The 21279-nt window shown below is 63.5% G+C and carries 24 protein-coding genes; 9 read left to right on the top strand and 15 right to left on the bottom strand.

Going from position 1 to position 21279, the window contains the following annotated elements; all coding sequences use genetic code 11:
• The first annotated feature begins 5 nt into the window (after positions 1-5).
• Positions 6-869: a LysR substrate-binding domain-containing protein gene (locus tag WC739_RS06625; RefSeq protein WP_372952219.1), complete on the top strand. Its 864-nt coding sequence runs from the start codon at positions 6-8 to the stop codon at positions 867-869.
• A 166-nt stretch (positions 870-1035) separates the two neighbouring features.
• On the opposite strand, the gene WC739_RS06620 is transcribed toward WC739_RS06625, so the two are convergent.
• Together WC739_RS06620 and WC739_RS06615 are read right to left on the bottom strand one after the other, a co-directional pair.
• Positions 1036-1941 (bottom strand): DMT family transporter, encoded by a 906-nt coding sequence (locus WC739_RS06620; RefSeq protein ID WP_372952218.1) that lies wholly within the window; start codon positions 1939-1941, stop codon positions 1036-1038.
• Between the two features lie 59 nt (positions 1942-2000).
• On the bottom strand, positions 2001-2888 hold the full coding sequence (locus tag WC739_RS06615) for a DMT family transporter (RefSeq protein WP_372952217.1): 888 nt from the start codon (positions 2886-2888) through the stop codon (positions 2001-2003).
• Between the two features lie 233 nt (positions 2889-3121).
• Here WC739_RS06615 and WC739_RS06610 point away from each other — a divergent pair, with 233 nt between their 5' ends.
• Positions 3122-3628 (top strand): OsmC family protein, encoded by a 507-nt coding sequence (locus WC739_RS06610; protein ID WP_372952216.1) that lies wholly within the window; start codon positions 3122-3124, stop codon positions 3626-3628.
• A gap of 50 nt (positions 3629-3678) precedes the next feature.
• Here WC739_RS06610 and WC739_RS06605 read toward each other — a convergent pair whose 3' ends face one another.
• The 13 genes from WC739_RS06605 to WC739_RS06545 form a co-directional block, all read right to left on the bottom strand.
• On the bottom strand, positions 3679-3897 hold the full coding sequence (locus WC739_RS06605) for a hypothetical protein (protein WP_224662188.1): 219 nt from the start codon (positions 3895-3897) through the stop codon (positions 3679-3681).
• A gap of 194 nt (positions 3898-4091) precedes the next feature.
• Entirely contained in the window at positions 4092-4832 is a 741-nt protein-coding gene (locus WC739_RS06600) for an SDR family NAD(P)-dependent oxidoreductase (protein WP_372952215.1), read from the bottom strand.
• A 27-nt stretch (positions 4833-4859) separates the two neighbouring features.
• Complete coding sequence (gene purF, locus WC739_RS06595; RefSeq protein WP_372952214.1) at positions 4860-6329, bottom strand: amidophosphoribosyltransferase; 1470 nt, start codon at positions 6327-6329, stop codon at positions 4860-4862.
• A 91-nt stretch (positions 6330-6420) separates the two neighbouring features.
• Entirely contained in the window at positions 6421-7083 is a 663-nt protein-coding gene (locus WC739_RS06590; RefSeq protein ID WP_372952213.1) for a CvpA family protein, read from the bottom strand.
• A 27-nt stretch (positions 7084-7110) separates the two neighbouring features.
• Entirely contained in the window at positions 7111-8529 is a 1419-nt protein-coding gene (radA, locus tag WC739_RS06585; protein WP_372952212.1) for a DNA repair protein RadA, read from the bottom strand.
• A gap of 120 nt (positions 8530-8649) precedes the next feature.
• The gene (locus WC739_RS06580) at positions 8650-10140 is read right to left on the bottom strand and encodes a replicative DNA helicase (protein WP_372952211.1); all 1491 of its coding nucleotides are present in this window, start codon (positions 10138-10140) and stop codon (positions 8650-8652) included.
• A 197-nt stretch (positions 10141-10337) separates the two neighbouring features.
• Positions 10338-11306, bottom strand: a complete 969-nt coding sequence (locus tag WC739_RS06575; RefSeq protein ID WP_372952210.1) for a small ribosomal subunit Rsm22 family protein — start codon at positions 11304-11306, stop codon at positions 10338-10340.
• A gap of 3 nt (positions 11307-11309) precedes the next feature.
• Positions 11310-11633, bottom strand: coding sequence for a YnfA family protein (locus WC739_RS06570; protein WP_372952209.1), 324 nt, complete (start codon positions 11631-11633; stop codon positions 11310-11312).
• Between the two features lie 63 nt (positions 11634-11696).
• Positions 11697-13001, bottom strand: coding sequence for a class I SAM-dependent methyltransferase (locus WC739_RS06565; protein WP_372952208.1), 1305 nt, complete (start codon positions 12999-13001; stop codon positions 11697-11699).
• A gap of 172 nt (positions 13002-13173) precedes the next feature.
• Positions 13174-13758: a 50S ribosomal protein L9 gene (rplI, locus tag WC739_RS06560; RefSeq protein ID WP_372952207.1), complete on the bottom strand. Its 585-nt coding sequence runs from the start codon at positions 13756-13758 to the stop codon at positions 13174-13176.
• A gap of 214 nt (positions 13759-13972) precedes the next feature.
• Positions 13973-14221 (bottom strand): 30S ribosomal protein S18, encoded by a 249-nt coding sequence (gene rpsR, locus WC739_RS06555; RefSeq protein WP_006203718.1) that lies wholly within the window; start codon positions 14219-14221, stop codon positions 13973-13975.
• On the bottom strand, positions 14221-14721 hold the full coding sequence (gene rpsF / locus WC739_RS06550) for a 30S ribosomal protein S6 (protein ID WP_372952206.1): 501 nt from the start codon (positions 14719-14721) through the stop codon (positions 14221-14223). Before rpsF ends, rpsR begins: the two co-directional genes overlap by 1 nt.
• A gap of 359 nt (positions 14722-15080) precedes the next feature.
• Entirely contained in the window at positions 15081-16916 is a 1836-nt protein-coding gene (locus WC739_RS06545; RefSeq protein ID WP_372952228.1) for an LTA synthase family protein, read from the bottom strand.
• A gap of 134 nt (positions 16917-17050) precedes the next feature.
• Between WC739_RS06545 and WC739_RS06540 the strand changes: the two genes are divergently transcribed.
• The 7 genes from WC739_RS06540 (at position 17051) to fabF (ending at position 21274) form a co-directional block, all read left to right on the top strand.
• Positions 17051-17206 (top strand): hypothetical protein, encoded by a 156-nt coding sequence (locus tag WC739_RS06540; protein ID WP_372952205.1) that lies wholly within the window; start codon positions 17051-17053, stop codon positions 17204-17206.
• A 78-nt stretch (positions 17207-17284) separates the two neighbouring features.
• Positions 17285-18223, top strand: coding sequence for an ACP S-malonyltransferase (gene fabD / locus WC739_RS06535; protein WP_372952204.1), 939 nt, complete (start codon positions 17285-17287; stop codon positions 18221-18223).
• Between the two features lie 56 nt (positions 18224-18279).
• The gene (locus tag WC739_RS06530; RefSeq protein WP_372952203.1) at positions 18280-18501 is read left to right on the top strand and encodes a CopG family transcriptional regulator; all 222 of its coding nucleotides are present in this window, start codon (positions 18280-18282) and stop codon (positions 18499-18501) included.
• Positions 18485-18751, top strand: coding sequence for a type II toxin-antitoxin system RelE/ParE family toxin (locus tag WC739_RS06525; RefSeq protein ID WP_372952202.1), 267 nt, complete (start codon positions 18485-18487; stop codon positions 18749-18751). The genes WC739_RS06530 and WC739_RS06525 overlap by 17 nt, the downstream gene beginning before the upstream one ends.
• Positions 18752-18791: 40 nt before the next feature.
• Entirely contained in the window at positions 18792-19529 is a 738-nt protein-coding gene (fabG, locus tag WC739_RS06520) for a 3-oxoacyl-[acyl-carrier-protein] reductase (protein WP_372952201.1), read from the top strand.
• A gap of 211 nt (positions 19530-19740) precedes the next feature.
• Positions 19741-19977: an acyl carrier protein gene (locus WC739_RS06515; protein ID WP_006203723.1), complete on the top strand. Its 237-nt coding sequence runs from the start codon at positions 19741-19743 to the stop codon at positions 19975-19977.
• Between the two features lie 34 nt (positions 19978-20011).
• Complete coding sequence (fabF, locus tag WC739_RS06510; protein WP_372952200.1) at positions 20012-21274, top strand: beta-ketoacyl-ACP synthase II; 1263 nt, start codon at positions 20012-20014, stop codon at positions 21272-21274.
• The last annotated feature ends 5 nt before the right edge of the window (positions 21275-21279 follow it).

The raw sequence follows: 21279 nt of genomic DNA, 5'->3' as shown, positions 1-21279 counted from the left end.
GAACTATGGATACACTCGACCCAGACCTGCTCAGAACATTCCTCGCCTTCGTCGATAGCGGCTCGCTGGCGCAGGCGGCATCCCGTGTCGCTCGTTCCCCCTCGGCGGTCACCGCTCAGATGCAGCGGCTGGAGGAGATCGTCGGTGAACCGCTTCTGGCGCCGCAGGGCAGAGGCCGGGGCCTGACGCCGGCCGGCGAGAACCTCGTCGGCCATGCCAGGCGCATCCTCGCTGTTCATCGTGAGGCGTGGCTCGCGCTGAGGGGTGCGCGGGCTGCCGGGCATGTTGCCATTGGTACGACGCAGGATTTTGCCGACAGCGGCTTGCCCGACCTGCTGCGTGCCTTCGCCGCGAGTCATCCGCGCGTCAGGATCGAATTGCGTGTCGGCCGCTCCGCCGAGCTGGCGCAGGCTCTGCAGGCTGGCAACCTCGATCTGGCGATCATCATGCGCCGGACGGCGGCACCGGATGAAGTTGGGGTCCTGCGCGAGCCGATGATATGGCTGTGTTCACAAAAAGGGCTGGCCTCGCAGCAGGACGGCTTGCCGCTCGCGTTGCTCGATCCCTATTGCGGCTTTCGTGAAGCCGCAATAGCCGCGCTCGATGCTGCAGGTCGCCGCTACCGCATCGCCGCCGGCAGCGCCAGCCTGGCCGGACTGCGCACGGCCGTGAATGCCGGCATCGCTCTGACACTTCGCACGGCGCGCTTTGCCCATTCCGGCATCGTTGAGGCGCCGAGGGATTTCGACCTGCCGGCGGTTCCTGTGGCGGAGTTTGCGATACGGCTGCGCGCGCAGGCCGATGCGCCTGCCAGGGATCTGTCCGCGCTGCTGGTCAGCAATCTTGCCTTGACGGCCGCCTCCGGCTGAGCCGGAGCAAAAGTCTACCTTGAGGTCGCTCGACGGCAAAGAAAAAGCCGACCTTTCGGTCGGCTTGGGAGTAGGACGGGCCGAGGGGTTTGGGGGGACTTTGGGGTGGCCCGTCGCACCATAAATGTCCGACGGCCACAATGGTTCCGCACTCCGCAAATCTTTTTTAAAAAGAATTTTCCGCCGTCCTCTGTGAGCGCGCGACCAGCCAGTCGCGGCCGGCATGGGCAAACACCGCGCAGAGGACGATGACACCGCCAAGCAAGCTGGCGGCCGGAGGAATCTCGCTCAGGAACAGGAAGGCAAACAGGATGGCGAACGGTACTTCGGCAGAGCCGAGCAGCCCGGATTCAGCCGGGGGGATGAGCCGGGCGCCTTCGGTCCAAAGGATCGAAGACAGCGCAAAGGATGCCCCGAACGTCACCAGCAGAACGGCGTCCCTCGACGAAACAGCCAGCGGATCGGTGACGAGCCAGCCGAGTATGAACAGCAGGAAGGCCGACACCGCGCCGGCCCAGACCACAGGCGTATCGCGGAAGGCGCGCACCATGATCATGTAAAGCCCGCTGCCGATGGTCATCAGCAGAGCCAGCCCATCGCCAAACAGATTTCCCGTGCCGAAGCCGGACCACACCATGATGGCCACGCCGCACAGCGACACGGCGGCAGCCGCCATGGTCTGTAGGCGGAATGGCTCACGCGTCAGAACCCAGGCCAGCAGCGCGGTGACAAAAGGCGCAGTGGCGTAGATGACGGCGACATTGGCAACGAAGGTGAATTTGAACGCCGAAATGAAGGCGATGCTGGCGAGCGCGCCTTCCGCGGCCAGCAGCCAGCCGCGCCAGCCCAGCCGCAGGCTCTCGCGTCCGCCTGAGCGGCGGCTGCGCCACAGAACATAAAGCGTGATCAGGATCGAGCCGACAAAGCCGCGCCAGCAGATGATGGTCAGCGGGTCGGCGTGGATCGATTTTGTCAGAACGCCGGTGAGTGCGAAGACGGCCGCCGATGACGACACCAGCAGGATGCCAAGTGTACGTTCCGCGCTGTCGGTGGTGGTTGCAGTGTCAGTCATGCGCCAGCCTAAGTCGTTCGGTCATGACACCGTGGTGTCAGCAGGGATGGCCATCCACATCATAGCCGTTTGCGGAAATGCTCGGTGCCGACGATCAGCAGTCCGGCAGCGACGATAAGGGCAGCGCCCAGGAAAACTTCCCTCCGCGGCACGTCGCCCCAGATCGCGAAGCCGAGTGCGAACGCCCATAGCAGGGAGGTGTATTCGAGAGGGGCCAGGATCGAAGCCGGAGTTCGCTTCATGCCTTCGAAGAGAAGATACTGCGCAAAGCCGCCGAGCGCACCGACGCTGGCGAGCAGCAAAAACTCGCTCCAGTTCGGCGTGTGCCACCACAACAGTGCCGGCACTGCCGAAAACAGCAGGAAATAGAAGTTGTTGAGAAGGAGCTGGATTATCGAGCGCTCGGCAAGGGCGGTCTTGCGCAGAAGCACGATGGCTATGCCCCACAAGAAGGCGGCCGCCAGCACCAGCAGCACCGGCACGGACAGGCCAAGATGGGTGGGGTCGCAGGCAACGAAGACGCCGACGAAGCCGATCAAGACCGCCAGCCAGCGCAGCACTGGTACCTTTTCGCCGAGCACAAGAACCGAAAGCACGGTGACGATAATCGGTGCCGCGTAGTAGACGGTGGTCAGTTCGGCCAGCTGCAGGCTGCGCGCGGCGTTGTAGTAGCAGAGCCAGGCGGCGAGCGTGAAGGCGCTGCGCAGCAGCATCGGCCGCACGATCGGCGAGCGAACCGCGTCGGCAAACAGCCGCCGTCCGCCGATCGCCGCGCACGCGCCGAGAATGGTGATGCTGCGGAAGAACATGATCTGCCAAACGCTCATGCCGACAACCAGCAGCTTGATCGAGGCATCCTGCGTCGAAAACAGGAAATAGGCGCCCCCTGTCAGCAGGATTCCGGCGAGAACTCTTTCGCGTGTATCGAGAATGGCAATATCGGCCATAAGGCGCGCGACCAGTGGTGCGAGAGGCGAAAGACGTGCTTGTAAAGGGACGCACGAGTGAGGAAGGTCAGGCCTTCTTACCAAGCTATACGGTCGAAAGTCGCTCCAGCGCTACGCCAGCCCTGGGCTTGCGTTGGCGCAGGACTTTGCCGATCTTGCTTGCGCGAGGCGATCGGCACTTATATCCGCAGGCCGTGCCTGCTGCCGGTCACGAAAACGAAAAGGGAGCGTAGATGGACGCCACGGGATTGAAGGCCATGCAGGCGCCGCTGAAGGAGGCCTATCGCGACGACGCTTCGCGGGCGCTGGTCACGCTGAGGGCGAGGGGCTCGATCGACGACCAGTCGGTTGCCTGCAAGGTGGAGACGGGCAGGGCGATCGCCATCGCCGGGCTGCATCCGGCAACCGGCGGCTCGGGACTTGAGCTCTGTTCGGGCGACATGCTGCTGGAGGCTCTGGTGGCCTGTGCCGGGGTGACGCTGAAAGCAGTGGCCACGGCGCTCGAGTTCAAGCTTGGCGCCGCCACGGTGGAAGCCGAAGGCGACCTTGATTTTCGCGGCACGCTCGGTGTCGCCAAGGACGCGCCGGTTGGCTTTCAAGCCATCCGGCTCGTTTTCAATCTCGACACCGATGAACCGCAGGAGCGGATCGATTCCCTGCTGAAGCTGACCGAGCGCTATTGCGTGGTGTTCCAGACCATCAACCAGAAGCCCGAATTGACCGTGAGGGCAAAGCGCTGAACCGCGATGAAATCCCGGCCGACGGCCGCGGATCTCACTGCGCCTGATGGTTACTGCGCCGCCGGTTCTTCGGCATCGCCCTCGTCGGTGAAAGGCGAGGCGCTTGGCACGCACTGTACCGACCAACCGGCCGGTGTCGGCTGCTTTTGATATTCGGTGATGGCGGCGGTGCATTGTTCGCGCTTGTCGAAAGTGCTGGGCAGCACAACCATGCCGCCTTGCGGACCAGCGATTACCAGATACCAGACCAACGCTACGGTCGAAGCCATGGGGATTTCCTTGTTCTGCCCGGTTGGGCGCTTGCTAGGGGAGTCGCTGCGATCTTATCAACTCCTCCGAAATGACGAAAGCATGACCGCCGCGCTGGCATCCAGGAGGACTTCACAGCAGCGTGATAATTCCTCGCCCGTCCATTGACGCCAGCAATTGGAGAGTTGCGGAATTCCCCGCGGGGAGGATGTGACTATTCCGGCTGACGATAGGCGACGAAGCGATTGTGCTTGGCCTGAAAAATCAGCCCGGTCTCTTTCAGGTCCGGGCTGGCCAATGGCACGATGCGCCTGGCGATCTCGGAGGGGTGTGGAAGCGTCGTCGGATCCTCGCCGGGAACAGCCTGCGCCCGCATCGCGGTGCGGGTGGCTCCGGGATCGGCGGCGTTGACGCGCAGCGGCAGGCTTTCCGTTTCATGCGCCCATGAGCGCATCATCGTCTCGACCGCCGCCTTGGATGCCGCATAGGGCGCCCAGAAGGCGCGCGCCGAATGTGCTGCATTGGAGGAAAGCAGAATCGCACGGCCGGCGTCGGAGAGCCGCAGCAGCGGGTCGACCGAGCGGATCAGCCGCCATGTCGAGGTGACGTTGATGGTCATCACCTTCTCGAAGGTCTTTGCCTCGACATGGCCGATGGGTGAGATGACGCCGAGCACGCCGGCATTGGCGACGAGAATGTCGAGCTTGCCCCAGCGTTCGTGGATAGCACCGCCCAGCCGGTCGATGCCGGCCATGTCGGCAAGGTCGAGCGGCACCAGCGTCGCCTGGCCGCCTGCCGCCTTGATCTGGTCGTCGAGTTCCTCCAGACCGCCGACGGTGCGTGCAACCGCGATCACATGGGCGCCGGCGGCCGCCAATTCCCTGGCGATGAAATAGCCGATGCCCCGCGAGGCGCCGGTGACGACCGCAACGCGGCCCGTGAGGTCGAGGGTCATGCGAGAATTTCCGTAAGGAGGTCTGGCCTACGCGCCGTTCGTCGCCAGCAGCGACAGCGTGCGCACATTGTCGTGGCCTTCGAAATCGAGCAGGCGGGTCGGGTACTGGCCGGTGAAGCATGCATCGCAGAATTGCGGCTGGTCATTGTCGCGGCTGGCCTCGCCGACGGCGCGATAAAGCCCGTCGATGGTGAGGAAGCCGAGTGAATCGACGCGGATGAACTCGGCCATCTCTTCGATCGACATGCGCGATGCCAAAAGCTTCGACTTTTCCGGCGTGTCCACGCCATAGAAGCAGGAAGCGCGCGTCGGCGGCGAGGCGATGCGCATATGCACTTCCTTGGCGCCGGCATCGCGCACCATCTGCACGATCTTCTGGCTGGTGGTGCCGCGCACGATGCTGTCGTCGACCAGCACGACGCGTTTGCCCTCGATCATGCGGCGATTGGCGTTGTGCTTCAGCTTCACGCCCATATGGCGGATCGAATCGCCCGGCTGGATGAAGGTGCGGCCGACATAGTGGTTGCGGATGATGCCGAGCTCGAACGGGATGCCCGCCGCCTGGCTGAAACCGATCGCCGCCGGCGTGCCGGAATCTGGCACCGGCACGACGATGTCGGCTTCGACCGGGCTTTCCTGCGCCAGTTCGGCGCCGATGCGCTTGCGCACCTCGTAGACATTGCGGCCTTCGACCGACGAATCCGGCCGTGCGAAATAGACGTATTCGAAGATGCAGAAACGGGTCTTCTGCGGCTCGAAGGGGAACAGGCTCTCGATGCCCTTGGCGGTGACGACCACCATCTCGCCGGGCTTCAGGTCGCGCACGAAACGCGCGCCGATAATGTCGAGCGCGCAGGTTTCGGAGGCGAGGATCCAGGCGCCGTCGAGGTCGCCGAGCACCAGCGGACGGATGCCGAGCGGATCGCGGCAGCCGATCATCTTCTTGGCCGTCATTGCCACCAGCGAGAACGCACCCTCGACTTGCCGCACCGCGTCGATGAAGCGCGAGTTGAGATCGCGCTCCTTGCTGGTGGCGACAAGGTGCAGAAGCGTCTCGGTGTCGGAGGTGGACGAGAAGATGGCGCCCTGCTTTTGCAACGCCCGTTGCACGGTCATGGCGTTGGTAAGGTTGCCATTGTGGGCGACGGCAAATCCGCCATCGGCGAGTTCGGCGAAGAAGGGCTGGATGTTGCGCATGCCGGCGCCGCCGGTTGTGGCGTAGCGCGTATGGCCGATGGCTCGGTTGCCCTGCAGGCTGTCGATGACACGCTGCTTGGTGAAGGTGTCGCCGATCAGGCCGACATGGCGTTCGACATGGAACTGGCTGCCGTCATAGGAAACGATGCCGGCGGCTTCCTGGCCGCGATGCTGGAGCGCATGCAAGCCGAGTGTGACGATGGCGGCTGCATCCTGCCGGCCGAAAATGCCGAACACACCGCATTCGTCATGGAAGTGGTCATCGGCCTCGGCGGAAAGCACGTCGTCTGCGTCTGCCATCATAAGCTCCGCTAAAATCGCCATATAGTGCGGGTTCGCGTCGAAAGCAACGCGCGCCGTGCCGCCGTTCACATGATCGTCAAACTCGACGTCAGTTCGCCGGCGCTGGACTGGCCGGTGCGCTGTCGGCTGGAGGCGTCGTCGTGTCACTGTCGTCGGGAGCTGGCGTGCTGCCATCGTCGTTACCCGCCGGAGCGTCCGCCGCCGGGGCGTCAGGAGCCGCGGGCGTCTCGGTAGCGGGCTGATTCGGGTTCAGCTTCTTGAGGATCGCGTTTTCCGGGTCCTCGGGCAGCAGGCTCTCGAGCTTGGCGCCAATCGATTCCAGCAATGGCCGCGACTTGGCGTCCGTAACCCAGGCCGGCGCCTTGGCTCCAGCCAGCCAGTTGAAGAACAACAGCGCCACGGCAACCACCAGAATGCCCCGCGCCGCGCCATAGAGGAAACCCAAGGTGCGGTCGAGCGCGCCGATCCTGGAATCGATGATCCAGTCGGCCAGCTTCATGGTGATGACGGAAACGACGATCAGGGCGAGGATGAAGACGATGCCGGCGGCGGCCGCCATGGCGATCTTTTCGTTGTCGATGTAAGGCGTGAGGTAAGGAAGGACCGGCTTGTAGAAGAAGAATGCCGCCGCCGCAGCCGCCGCCCAGGAGATGACGGATAGAATCTCGCGTGAGAAGCCGCGCACCATGGCCAGCATCGCCGAGACCAGGGTGAAGCCGACCAGAATTCCGTCAAGCAGCGTAATTGGCATGTCTTTCGCCCCACTCCATCAGCCGCGTCAGTCCTGCTCGTCCACGCGGCTTCGGCGTGAGCCGGCTATGCGTGCCACGAGGTCCGCAAGCTCGGTCGGCTGGAAAGCGCCGGCCCCGATCCCCCCGGACCCGTTGGCACCAACAAGTTCCCCGCTGCCCGAGGGCAGGACCGCGCTTCCAAAACCCAGCTTTTCGGCTTCCTTGAGGCGCTGCTGCGCATGCGCAACCGGCCTCACCGCGCCCGAAAGGCTGATTTCGCCGAAATAGACGCAATCCGCGGGAAGGGCAAGACCGGTGAGAGAGGAAACCAGGGCCGCTGCCACCGCCAGATCGGCCGCGGGCTCCGAGATGCGATAGCCTCCAGCGACGTTGAGATAGACGTCGTGGCTGCCGAAGCGCACGCCGCAATGGGCTTCGAGAACCGCCAGGATCATCGACAGCCGGGCGCCGTCCCAGCCGACGACGGCGCGGCGGGGCGTGCCGAGGGAGGAGGGGGCGACCAGCGCCTGGATCTCGACCAGCACCGGTCTTGTGCCTTCCATGCCGGCGAAAACGGCGGCACCCGGCGATTTGGCGTGGCGCTCGCCGAGGAAGAGTTCGGATGGATTGGCGACCTCGCGCAGGCCCTTGTCCGACATCTCGAAGACGCCGATCTCGTCGGTCGGTCCAAAGCGGTTTTTCACGGTGCGCAGAATGCGGTAGTGATGACCGCCTTCACCTTCGAAATAGAGCACGGCGTCGACCATGTGTTCGACCACGCGCGGCCCGGCGATCTGGCCCTCCTTGGTGACATGGCCCACAAGCACGATCGCCGCGCCCGTGGATTTCGCGTAGCGGATCATCGCCTGGGCCGCCGCACGGACCTGCGTGACGGTGCCCGGGGCCGAATCGGCGAGGTCGGTCCACAGCGTCTGGATCGAATCGAGGATCACAAGATCGGGCCGCTTGCCGTCGGCGATCGTGGCGAGGATGTCCTCGACATTGGTCTCGGCGGCAAGTTCCACCGGCGCCGAGGCGACGCCCAGCCGCTGGGCACGCAGCCTGATCTGCGCGACCGCCTCTTCGCCCGAGACATAGACGATGCGGTGGCCCTGCGAAGCCAGCGCGGCGGCGGCCTGGGTGAGCAGGGTCGACTTGCCGATTCCGGGATCGCCGCCGACCAGCAGCGCCGAGCCGCGCACGAAGCCGCCGCCGGTGGCGCGATCGAGCTCGCCGATGCCCGAGATGATGCGCGGCGCGTCCTCGATGTCACCCGACAGCGTGGTGAGCACCACCGCACGGCCCTTGCGCGCATTGCGCGTGTTGGCCGGCCCGGAGCCGATTCCGCCCGACGTGCCTTCCTCGACCAGCGTGTTCCACTCGCCGCAGGCATCGCATTTGCCCGCCCAGCGCTGATGCACGGAGCCGCAATTTTGGCAGATGAACTGAACGCGGGATTTGGCCATCAGACGGGCCCGGCTTGCAGTTCGCCGATCCCAGATGCGGATCCAGCCCACCCTGCTTGCAAGCGGGATGTCCGGCAGGGCCGAGGGCAGTGTGACGGAGCGCGACTTTGGGTCAAAAAGCTACTCGAACCTTTCGGCGATATGATGTTCCTCGGCGAGGTCGGAGAAGCGGGTGAATTCGCCCTGGAAGGCGAGAGTGACCGACCCTGTCGGTCCGTGACGCTGTTTGGCGACGATCACCTCGGCCTTACCGCGCATCTCGTTCATCTCGTTCTCCCACTTGACATATTCTTCGGTGCCAAGCTTCGGCTCGCGGTTCTTGAGGTAATATTCCTCGCGGTAGACGAACATCACGACGTCGGCGTCCTGCTCGATCGAGCCGGACTCGCGAAGGTCGGAGAGCTGCGGCCGCTTGTCGTCGCGGCTTTCGACCTGACGCGACAGCTGCGAAAGAGCGATGATCGGCACCGCCAGTTCCTTGGCCAGCGCCTTGAGCCCGGTGGTGATCTCGGTGATTTCCTGCACGCGATTCTGCGACGACTTGGCGCTCGAGCCCTGCATCAGCTGGATATAGTCGATGACGATCAGGTCGAGGCCACGCTGGCGCTTCAGCCGTCGGGCGCGGGCCGAGAGCTGGGCGATCGAGATGCCGCCGGTCTGGTCGATGAACAGAGGGATCTTCTGCATGGTCTGCGAACAGGCGACCAGCTTTTCGAAGTCCATTTCGGTGATCTCGCCGCGCCGGATCTTCGAGGAAGAGATTTCCGTCTGTTCGGAGATGATGCGGGTGGCGAGCTGTTCGGACGACATTTCCAGCGAGAAGAAGCCGACGACGCCGCCATTGGCCGCCTTGAACGAGCCATCGGCTTGCTGTGCCGGCACGTAGGCCTCGGCGATGTTGAAGGCGATGTTGGTGGCAAGCGATGTCTTGCCCATGCCGGGGCGGCCGGCGATGATGATCAGGTCGGATGCCTGCAGGCCGCCCATGCGGCGGTCGAGGTCGCGCATGCCGGTGGCGAGGCCGGACAAATGGCCGTCGCGCATATAGGCGGCGTTGGCCATGTCGACGGCCGTCTTGACCGCGTCGGTGAAGCTCTCGAAGCCGCCATCGTAACGCCCGGTCTCGGCCAGTTCGAACAGGCGGCGTTCGGCATCCTCGATCTGCTCGGAGGGCGACATGTCGACCGGAGCGTCAAAGGCGATGTTGACCATGTCCTCGCCGACGGTGATCAGCGCGCGCCGTGTCGCCAGGTCATAGATGGCGCGGCCGTAGTCCGTGGCGTTGACGACGGTGACGGCTTCCACCGCCAGCCGCACGACATATTGCGCGACGGTCATGTCACCGACCTTCTCGTCGGCCGGCAGGAAGGTCTTGAGCGTGATCGGCGTCGCCACCTTGCCCATCCTGACCAGCTCGGCCGCGACCTCGAAGATCTTGCGGTGCAGCGGCTCGTAGAAATGGCCAGCCTTGAGGAAGTCGGAGACGCGGTAGAAGGCATCGTTGTTGACAAGGATGGCGCCCAGCAGCGCCTGCTCGGCCTCGATGTTGTTCGGCGCCTCGCGATAAAGCGGTGTTTCCGCGACGCCGAATTTTCGCGCTGCTTCTGCCATGATATCCCCGATCTTGATCCAACCTTGCCGTAGCAGACAGCACTAAGGGCAGGTGAAGAATCGTCGCTCTTTCCTGCTTGTTCACAGCGCAAAAAAATCGGTGGAAAGAATCCCGATTGACTCGAATCGAAGTCACAAATCTAGCGAAAGCACGCCCGGAACAAAACAGGAAAGTTGCTTGTGGGCACCCGGTGGCGTCAGCTGCGAAATGCGTCGCCCCAGTCCAGCCGCCGCGCGGTCTTGAACAACTCACCGTCACGCTTGGTGAACAGCTTTTCCTCGGCAATGCCGTTCTCTTGGCAAAGCTTGAGCAAAACCTTGCCTGAGCCGGATCTCGGCGGCGCTATCACCCGGGCCGAACGCAAGGGAGCGGGCTGACGCGAGGCGGCGACAAAGATGAATTTCTCGTCTTCCCACGGCACGTCGGCATCCTTGGCCAACCGATGCAGGCGCGAGCGGGCGACGCGGCGGGAGAAATGGCACCAGTCTGGCGGCGCCAACGGGCAGGGCGCCTGATGCGGGCAGGGCGCCAGCACATGAGCGCCGGCCTCGATCAATTGCCCGCGCGCGGCCAGGATGCGTTGCCAACCAGCGGGTGTGCCCGGCTCGACGACCAGCAGCGTGTCGGCGGTGAGTTGCCAGAGCTGTGCGACAAGCTTCGGCAGGGAGGCGGGCACGATCTCGTCGAGCACATAGGCGCAGGTGACCAGGTCAGCCGGCTTGAGTTCTGCGAGATCGGTGGTGGCGTCACCGGCCAGCCATGTGATCTGGGCGGCAATTGTATCGGCCGTCAGCGTCTGGCCAACCTTGCGCACAGCTGCACTGGCTTCGAGCAGAACCGCCTGTTCAAGGTCGGGCCACAGGTCCGTCGTGGCCCAAAGCACCGTGCCAGGGCCGGCGCCGATGTCGAGCAGGGTTTTTGGCATGAAGTCCGGCCGGGCCTCGTTCAGCGCGTCGAGGCTGGCGCGGATGGCGGCATAGGTCGCCGGCAGCCGCGTCGCCAGATAGGCCTGCACGGCCTCATCCTGCGCCATGTGCAGACGGCCGTCGCGCAGTTCGGCCCGGTAACGGTCGGAGAGCGTCTTCGCTGCCTGCTTCAAGGAGGCGAGCGGAATGTCTTCCAGCAGGCGCTCGACGCCCTGGCGAAGCGGGGCCGGCAGTTCCACGGATCAGGCTCCCCGTGGCGCGAGCAGGATCACCGAGGCGCCGGCGATGCAAAGCGTGGCACCGGCAAGATCCCAGCGGTCGGGGCGCACGCCTTCCACCAGCCACAGCCAGCAGAGCGATGCCGCGATATAGATGCCGCCATAGGCGGCGTAGGCACGGCCGGCGGCATTGGCTTCGACCAGCGCAAGCAGGAATCCGAACGCGGCGAGTGACGCGAGGCCAGGCAGCAGCCACAGCGGTGACTTTTCCAGCCGCCACCACGCCCAGAATGAAAAGCAGCCCGCGATCTCGGCCAGTGCGGCGGCGATATAGAGGATATAAGTCATGAAAAAGGCCTTATGGTCACAAAGCCTTTTCGGGACATCGGCCGGCAATGGCAAGCGGCAATGCTATTCCTGTCCAGCAACCCTGCGGCGGCGAGTTGGCTTGGCCGCCACGCTTTTCTTGACGGACGTCGTTTCACGATGGCCCATGTCGCGCATCTCCAACGCCTTTTCGCATTTGGCCATGTAGTCGCGCGTCACAGGCAGCGTATCGTTCTTCTTGGTGATCTGGATCTGGAAGATGACCAAGTCCTGCCAGCGGAAGGCGGCTTCGGAGGCCGCCAGGTAGAACTCCCACATGCGGCAGAAACGCTCGTCGTAGATCGCTTTTGCCTTGTCGCGGTTGGCGGCGAATCGCTCGCCCCAGTGCTTGAGCGTGTCGGCATAATGCAGGCGCAGGATTTCGACATCGGTGACGACAAGGCCCGACTTCTCGATCGCCGGCATGACCTCGGACAGCGAGGGGATGTAGCCGCCGGGGAAGATGTATTTGCGGATGAAGGCGCTTGTCGCCCACGGCACGCCCGAACGGCCGATCGTATGCAGGAGCATGACGCCGTCTGGCTTCAGCAGCGTGGCGCTCTTGTCGAAGAAAGTGCGGAAATGGTTGACGCCGACATGCTCGAACATGCCGACCGAGACGATGCGGTCGAACCGCTCGTTGAGCTCGCGGTAGTCCTTGAGCTCGAAATGGACGCGGCTTTCCAACCCCTGCGCATGCGCACGGTCGGTGGCGACGCCATGCTGTTCGGTCGATAGCGTCACCCCTTGCACGTCGACGTCGAATGCCTTGGCGAGATAGAGCCCGAGCCCGCCCCAGCCCGAGCCGATGTCCAGTACGGTCTGGCCGGCCTTCAGCCTGAGCTTGGCGGCGATATGGCGCTTCTTGGCCGCCTGGGCCTCGTCGAGCGTCATGTCCGGCTGCTCGAAATAGGCGCAGGAATACTGCATGTCCTCGTCGAGGAAGAGCCGGTAGAGATCGCCCGACAAATCGTAGTGACGCTGCACGTTGCGGCGCGAGCGCGCGGCGGTGTTGATCTGTTGCAGCCGCCGCAGGGCGTGGCGCAGGCCTTCGATGGCTTTCGACCAGGTGGCGTCTATGCCCCCGCTGCCCATGTTCTGGAAAGCGATGCGCATCAGCCCGAGGGCGCCGCCCTCGAGGATATCCAGTTCACCGTCCATGTAGGATTCGGGCACCGCCAGCATCGGATCGAAGGTGATGGCGCGCTCGGCATGCCTGGTCTTGATGTGCAGATGGACCGGCTCGCCGCTGCCATCTCCGAATACCGTCGACACGCCCTTCGGTCCGGTGACCTTGAGATTGCCTGTGCGCACCAGGCGGTCGAGAACGCGCGTCAACAGGATATTCATGACCAAATGTCCCCTCTCGGTCAGACAGGCTGCCTATTCTGCATCAATATATAGGGTTTCGGGAAGTTCCTTTTGGCACAAAAATGCCCGGGTCGTGAGACCCGGGCATTGGTCCAGAGTGACTGGACCCGACAACCAATGGGAGCGCCGATGCGGCCCTTCGGCCTGCCGATCAGGCGTTGTCCTCGTCACCGTCGAACTCGGTGTTCGGGTCGAAGAAGTTCTCCGGCCGCGCATTGTCGTTGATGTCGTCGCCATAGATGGCTTCGGCCGTGGTCAGTGTCTCGCCCTTGGCCTGGCGCTCGGCTTCGTCGGCCGTGCGGGCGATGTTGAGCGAGATCGTGACTTCGACTTCCGGGTGCAGCGCGATGGCCACATTGGTGACGCCGATGGTCTTGATGGGCTGGTTGAGCAGGATCTGGTTGCGGTTGACCGTAAAGCCCTCCGCCGTCAGCAGCTCGGCGATGTCGCGCGTCGAGACAGAGCCGTAGAGCTGGCCCGTTTCACCGGCAGAGCGGACGGCGATGAAGCTCTTGCCGTCGAGCTTTTCGGCGACCTGGCCGGCTTCCGACTTGCGCTCCAGGTTGCGGGCTTCGAGCTGCGCGCGCTGGCCTTCGAACTTCTTCTTGTTGGCTTCGTTGGCACGCAGCGCCTTGCCCTGCGGCAGCAGGAAGTTGCGGGCGAAGCCGTCCTTGACCTTGACGGTATCGCCCATCTGGCCGAGGCGCGATACGCGCTCGAGAAGAATGACGTCCATGGTTTTGTTCCTTCGGTTGGGCGCGATCGGGGATCGACGCCGGGTATCTCTGGAACAGGTCAGGGAGCTTGGGGCGCATGGCGCCGGTATCGCTGTCCTGCCTGTCGCGGCAGTTAGGATTTCAGCATGAAATCCAACTTGGGATTTTGTATTCTACCGGCCGCGCCCGTCACGGTCGGGAAAGGTGGGCGGCGAACCGCCCGCTCCGGTGAATTTAGCGAACCACGTAAGGCAGCAGGCCGAGGAAACGAGCGCGCTTGATCGCCTTGGCGAGTTCGCGCTGCTTCTTCTGGCTGACGGCGGTGATGCGCGAAGGCACGATCTTGCCGCGCTCGGAAATGTAGCGCTGCAGGAGACGCACGTCCTTGTAATCGATCTTGGGCGCATTGGCGCCGGAGAACGGGCAGGTCTTGCGACGGCGATGGAAAGGGCGCCGGGTCGGGATCTGATTGATGTCGACCATTATTCTGCACCCCCTTCAAAGCCTTCGCGCGGACGGCGCGGACCACGATCGGCACCGGCGTCGCCGAATGAGCGAGGCGGACGATCGCCGCGGTCGCCACGATCACGGTCGCCAAACGAGCGCGGTCCACGGTCGCCACGATCACGGTCGCCGAAGCCGCCGCGTTCCGAACGCTCTTCGCGCTTCTGCATCATCGCCGAGGGGCCTTCCTCATGCGCCTCGACCTTGATGGTCAGGAAACGCAGCACGTCCTCGGACAGGCCCATCTGACGCTCCATCTCGTTGAGCGCGGCTGGCGGGCAGGTGAGGTCCATCAGTGTGTAGTAAGCTTTCCGGTTCTTGTTGACCCGGTAGGTGAGGGACTTCAGTCCCCAGTTCTCGACCCGGCCGACGGACCCGCCATTCGCGGAGATGACGCCCTTGTACTGTTCGACAAGCGCATCGACCTGCTGCTGCGAGAGGTCCTGCCGGGTAAGAAACACATGTTCGTAGAGAGCCATTATGGTTCTTTGCCTTTCTTCGTTTCTCTCCCGGTTCCCGGCGGCAAAAGCCTCTGCAACTTCTCTGACCCGCGATCCTGTGAAGGCACGGGGAAGAAAGGAGCATTACGAGACGGTCGAGAGCGGAGACACGGGAGGCGGAAGCACTTCTGGCTTCACACGAAGGTTTTCGAGAAAACCTCCGGCCCTCCGTTCAGCCCCCAGCTGGGACCGGCAGATTGCGGGCGTCTATACAGCAATTCTGCCGCGGCGCAAGGGTGAACAGGGCGCTGGGTGTCGCGGATGCGGACATCCAGCGTCAAAAACCGCAAAGCTCGCTGCCTCTCAGGAACCCAGCAACTCAGGCGGCCCCAATCTTCTCAACTCGTATGGGCGACAACCTTGTCGACCGTTTCGGGGAAGAAGTCGGGCGCAGCGTGGCGCTTGCCGAACATCATGTCATATTGCAGCAAACGAAAATCGTTGATCGCCGGATCGACCTGCTTCTGCCGTGCCCAATCGGGCGTAGCCCCGCCTGCCGGCGTCAGCAAGAGGTTGCGGTCGACGACCCGGTAGCGCTCGCGCATCTCGCCCAGGAAGCCGGTATAGTAGGGGTGGCTGATCCCGGCTGATTTCAGGATGTGATAGGGCAGGAAGGCCGGGCTGACGGTGCCCAGGTCCTGGGCCGGACCGGTGCGATTGGACCAGATGACCAACGGCGTGTCGTGATGCAGGAGGGCAGCATCCGCCGACGCTTCCTTGCGGGGCGCGACATTGTCCTTGAGGAAACCGGTTTCCACATAGACCGGTCCTAGTGGCGGCAGATGGTCGCCAAAGAAGGCGATCACCGTTGGGCGGGAGCGCTTCTTCGCCCATTCGATGAGCCGCTCAAGGCCGTGATCCGCGTCCGCCGATCCCTCGGCATAGCTGAGCAGCGATTCGCGCGCCCACTGGCTGATCGGCGCCTGTACCGCGTGGGTTGGGTTGTCATACCGGCGCGGTTCGTAGGGACCGTGGTTCTGCAGGCTGACCGCGAAGAAGAATACGGGCTCAACGCTGGCATCGGCCTCGCTGATGATCTCGTCGGTCATCGCCGCATCGGATGCCAGCGGGCCGCGCTTTGCCAAGGGCGGCAACGTCTCTTCCGACTTAAAGTCGCTGAAGCCGAAATCGGCGTAGACCGCGCCACGGTTCCAGAACCAGTTGGTGCCGGGGTGGATCGCGCGTGCCTCGTAGCCCTCGCTTTTCAGGAACGTTGCCAGCGAGGGCGTCGGGGTGCGCACATATTGCTGGTAGGGGATGCTACCGGCCGGAAGGAATGCATTGGAAAAACCAGTCAGCGCCTCAAACTCGATATTGGCGGTCATGCCGCCGAATTCAGGGGAGAACATCGAACCCGAACGCAACGCCCGAACATTCGGGATCGGGTCGGGTGAGATGGTGACGCCGGGCAGCTGGGTTGGATCCCAGAAGGATTCGCTCATGACGATGATGATGTCGGGCTTTTCATCAGGCACCGAGGCCGCGACCTGCGGCCGCGCAATCGCCGCGATCGCCTTTTCGGAATAGCCGGGCGGAGCCGTGACATGGGCCATCGGCACGTTGAGCGCGAAGGCCAGCGCGAACCCGTTGGAGGCATAATTCTCCTTCTGGTCCCACATGATCGGGATGATCTGCAGCCGATCCCTGGTCCAGGAGAAAGTCGCATAATCCATGATTGAAACGAAGAAGGCGAGCAGCGGCACCGCCAGCGTTAGCCGGGCGAGACGCCCCTTGCGGCTGAGGACCGGCACCTTGCGGCGCCACAGCCTCCAGCCATAGGCGAGCAGCGACAGGCCGGCGACGATCCCGACGACCATCGCCAGGGCGGTCATCGGCCTGTCGCGCACCAGCAGCGGCAGCAGAGCGAAGATCTGGCGCGCATAAAGGAAGTCGGTCGGATAAAGCGGGTCGCCGAGATAATGCGACTTCTGGTGGCCGACGAAGGCAAGGGCGAGCGTCAGCGGCGCGACGATCATCAGGCTCTGGTGGCTGCGGCCGAGGACCGCGTCGAGGCCGACCAGGATCAGCGCGAACACCACGATCGTCGTCCAGCCCGGCTTCAGCGGTTGAAGGAAGAAGGAGACGGTGCCCGCGAAATCGCCGCGCACGATCAGTTCGATCGCGAACACCAGGACGGCCGACATCGCCAGGCTGATCAGCCCGTAACGAAGCATCGGCCATGTCCTGCCGGGCAGATAACCGGTCGATGGGTCGTCCTCAAGGAACTGAGGCGCGACCTTGCCGACGCTTTTCGAACTCTTTACCACCGCAACTTCCCCACCCAGCGACCGCCCGTCACGCGATTGTCATGGAACTGTCACGCGAAACTAGCGCCTGTTGCGCAAATAAGAAGAGCCAGCAAACGATTCGTGAGCGGTTTTCATCAGGAGTGATCGGCAAAAACGTCCTTTGGAGCGCGCATTGCGTCAGCAACGCGGCCATCATCGAGGCCGAAGTGACTTGACTTGGCGTGCCGCCTTGCGTCACAGGCAAGAAAAACTCGCCTTTCAGACAAGCATAACCAGCCGTTCGGAGCCTGCGCATGACCGTTGCATTCACCTTTCCCGGACAAGGCAGCCAGGCTGTCGGCATGGGCAAGGATCTTGCCGACGCGTTTCCCGAGGCGCGCGCGGTCTTCCAGGAGGTCGATGACGCTCTCGGCGAGAATCTCTCGAAGCTGATGTGGGAGGGCCCCGAGGAGATTTTGACGCTGACTTCCAACGCACAGCCGGCGTTGATGGCGGTGTCGCTGGCTGCGATCAGGGCGCTGGAATCGCGAGGTTTCGTGCTGAAGGATAAGGTCGCGTATGTCGCCGGCCACTCGCTTGGAGAATATTCCGCGCTCGCCGCCGCCGGTTTCGTTTCGGTCGCGGACGCTGCCCGGCTTCTGCGCATCCGCGGCAATGCCATGCAGGCGGCAGTGCCGGCGGGAGAGGGTGCGATGGCGGCCATCATCGGGCTGGAAGAGGCCGAGGTCGAAGCCGCCTGCGCCGAGGCGGCGAAAGGGTCGGTTTGCCAGGTCGCCAACGACAATGGCGGCGGCCAGCTGGTGATTTCCGGCGCCAAGGCCGCGGTCGAGCTGGCGGCGAAGCGATGTACGGAAAAGGGTGCCAAGCGGGCGCTGATGCTGCAGGTCTCGGCGCCTTTCCATTCGGCGCTGATGGCGCCGGCCGCCAATGTCATGAGCGACGCGCTCGCCGGGGTAACGAAGCATGCTCCGGCGGTGCCCGTGCTGTCCAACGTCACCGTAACCCCGACGAATGATCCCGACGAGATCGCGCGGCGCCTGGTCGAGCAGATAACCGGCCGCGTGCGCTGGCGCGAAACGGTGGAATGGTTCGGCGCCAACGGCGTTGCCACTCTCTACGAGATCGGCGCCGGCAAGGTGCTGTCCGGCCTGGCTCGGCGCATCAACCGCGATATCGCCACATCAGCCGTCGGCACCTCGGCCGATGTCGAGGCGGCGCTAGCCGCATTGTGACTTGAATTCCTGATTGCACAGTTGTACATGAATACATGTATTCATGGAGAATTGCCATGCCAACCTCTATACGCCTGGCCCCTGGGATCGAAGAGCGTCTGGATTTCCTCGCGGCAAGAACAGGCCGCAGCAAGGCCTACTATCTGCGCGAACTCATCGAACGCGGTATTGAGGAGATGGAAGATTACTATCTCGCCGCCGAAGTTGTGGAACGGATCAGGCGTGGCGAAGAGGATGTTGTGAAGGGCGAGGACTTCTGGCGTGGCCTGGACGCTTGAATATGCCCGCTCGGCGCGCAAATTCGTCGAAAAGCTGGATCCGCAAACGCGTCATCGCATCAGGGATTTCATTGAGAACCGTATCGCGGTGCTCGACGATCCGCGTGAAGCTGGCAAGCCGCTGAACGGTCCGCTTGCGACCTTTTGGAGATATCGGGTTGGGGATTATCGAATTATCTGTGATGTACAGGAAAACCGGCTCGTAATTCTGGTGGTGACAATAGGTCACCGCGGCGACGTCTACAGATAGCCAAACTCGACGGCTGTCCGACTTGAGAGAAGGAAAAAACATGTTCGAACTGACCGGCCGCAAGGCGCTCGTCACCGGCGCTTCGGGAGGCATCGGCGAGGCGATTGCGCGTGTGCTGCATGCGCAAGGCGCCACTGTCGGCCTGCATGGCACGCGTGTCGAGAAACTGGAGACGCTGGCCGCGGAGCTTGGCGACCGGGTCAAGCTGTTCCCGGCCAACCTGTCGAACCGCGACGAGGTCAAGGCGCTCGGCCAGAAGGCGGAGGCCGACCTCGAAGGCGTCGACATTCTCGTCAACAATGCCGGCATCACCAAGGACGGCCTCTTCGTGCGCATGGCGGACGCGGATTGGGACACGGTGCTCGAGGTCAATCTCACCGCCGTCTTCAGGCTCACGCGTGAACTCACCCATCCAATGATGCGCCGCCGCCACGGCCGCATCATCAACATCACTTCTGTGGTCGGGGTCACCGGCAATCCGGGCCAGACCAATTACTGCGCCTCCAAGGCGGGCATGATCGGCTTTTCCAAATCGCTGGCGCAGGAGATCGCCACGCGCAACATCACCGTCAACTGCGTTGCTCCCGGCTTCATCGAATCGGCAATGACCGACAAGCTCAACGACAAGCAGAAGGAAGCGATCATGGCGGCGATCCCGACGCGCCGCATGGGCACCAGTGCCGAAGTGGCGTCCGCCGTCGCCTATCTCGCCTCCGACGAATCGGCCTACGTGACGGGCCAGACCATCCATGTGAACGGCGGCATGGCGATGATCTGAACGCGGTCCTGCAGCGATCCTGCCGGGTTGTGAAAAGAGCCATTTCGCCTTGGACGAGGGCCGTTTTTCGTGTAAGGCGGCCCGCAACCCGGCGGTTCGGGCAAAAACCGGTCCGCGGCCGTTGCGTTTCCGGCAGGACCATCTTTCAGCTTGATTAGCGGCATTCCGCCCGCTAACGAAGACAGACAAACACAAGACGAGGATGCCCCAAATGAGTGACACCGCAGAGCGCGTCAAGAAGATCGTCATCGAGCACCTTGGTGTCGATGCCGACAAAGTGACGGAGCAGGCGAGCTTCATCGACGATCTGGGCGCCGACAGCCTCGACACGGTCGAACTCGTCATGGCGTTCGAAGAAGAATTCGGCGTCGAGATTCCCGACGACGCGGCCGAGACCATCCTGACGGTCGGCGACGCAGTGAAGTACATCGACAAGGCTTCGGCCTGACGCTTTCCGCAGTCATCACCGGGGAGGACCTGCGATGAGGCGTGTCGTCGTCACGGGCCTTGGGTTGTTGTCGCCGTTCGGCATGGGCTTCGAGCACAGCTGGAAGGAACTTCTGACTGGCCGCAGCGCCGCCAAGCGAATCACCGAGTTCGAGGTGGAGGATCTTGCCTGCAAGATCGCCCACGTCATTCCGCGCGGTGACGGCTCCAATGCCACCTTCAATCCCGAGGCAGTGCTCGAGCCGAAGGAATTGCGCAAGATCGGCGACTTCATCCTGTACGGGATTGCCGCCGCCGACGAGGCGCTGAAGGATTCCGGGTGGGAACCCAAGACTCATGCCGAACAGTGCGCCACCGGCGTGCTGATCGGCTCCGGCATTGGCGGCATCGAGGGCATCGCCGAGAACGCGATGATCCTCAAGGAGCGTGGCCCGCGCCGCATCAGCCCCTTCTTCATTCCGGGCCAGATCATCAATCTCGTCTCCGGCCAGGTTTCGATCCGGCACGGGCTGAAAGGCCCGAACCATGCCGTTGTGACGGCCTGTTCGACCGGCGCGCACGCCATCGGCGACGCCGCTCGGCTGATCATGTGGGGCGATGCCGACGTGATGGTGGCGGGTGGCGCCGAGGCGCCGGTGACGCGGCTGTCCATCGCCGGCTTCGCCGCGTGCCGGGCGCTGTCGACCGATCGCAATGATTCGCCGGAAACGGCGTCACGTCCCTACGATCGCGATCGTGACGGTTTCGTCATGGGCGAAGGCGCCGGCGTCGTCGTGCTCGAGGAACTCGAGCACGCCAAGGCGCGCGGCGCGAAAATCTACGCCGAGGTGACCGGTTACGGCCTCACTGGCGATGCCCATCACATCACCGCGCCAGCGGAGGACGGCGATGGCGCTTTCCGTTGCATGACGGCGGCGCTGAACCGGGCCAAGCTGACGCCGGCCGATGTCGACTACATCAATGCGCACGGCACCTCGACCATGGCCGATACGATCGAACTCGGTGCCGTCGAGCGGCTCGTCGGCAATGCCGCTTCGAAGATTTCCATGTCGTCGACCAAGTCGTCGATCGGCCATCTGCTGGGAGCGGCGGGTGCCGCCGAAGCGATCTTTTCGATCCTCGCCATCCGGGACAATGTCGCGCCGGCGACCATCAATCTCGACAATCCGGAGCGCGAAACCGCGATCGACCTAGTGCCAAACAAGCCGCGGGCCCGCCAGATTGACGTGGCGCTGTCCAATTCCTTCGGCTTTGGCGGAACCAACGCTTCGCTCGTCTTCCAGCGCTACAATGGCTGACCGTC

The organism is Mesorhizobium sp., assembly GCF_041661565.1.
Lineage (GTDB): Bacteria > Pseudomonadota > Alphaproteobacteria > Rhizobiales > Rhizobiaceae > Mesorhizobium.
This window is presented reverse-complemented; position numbering and strand designations above follow the sequence as displayed.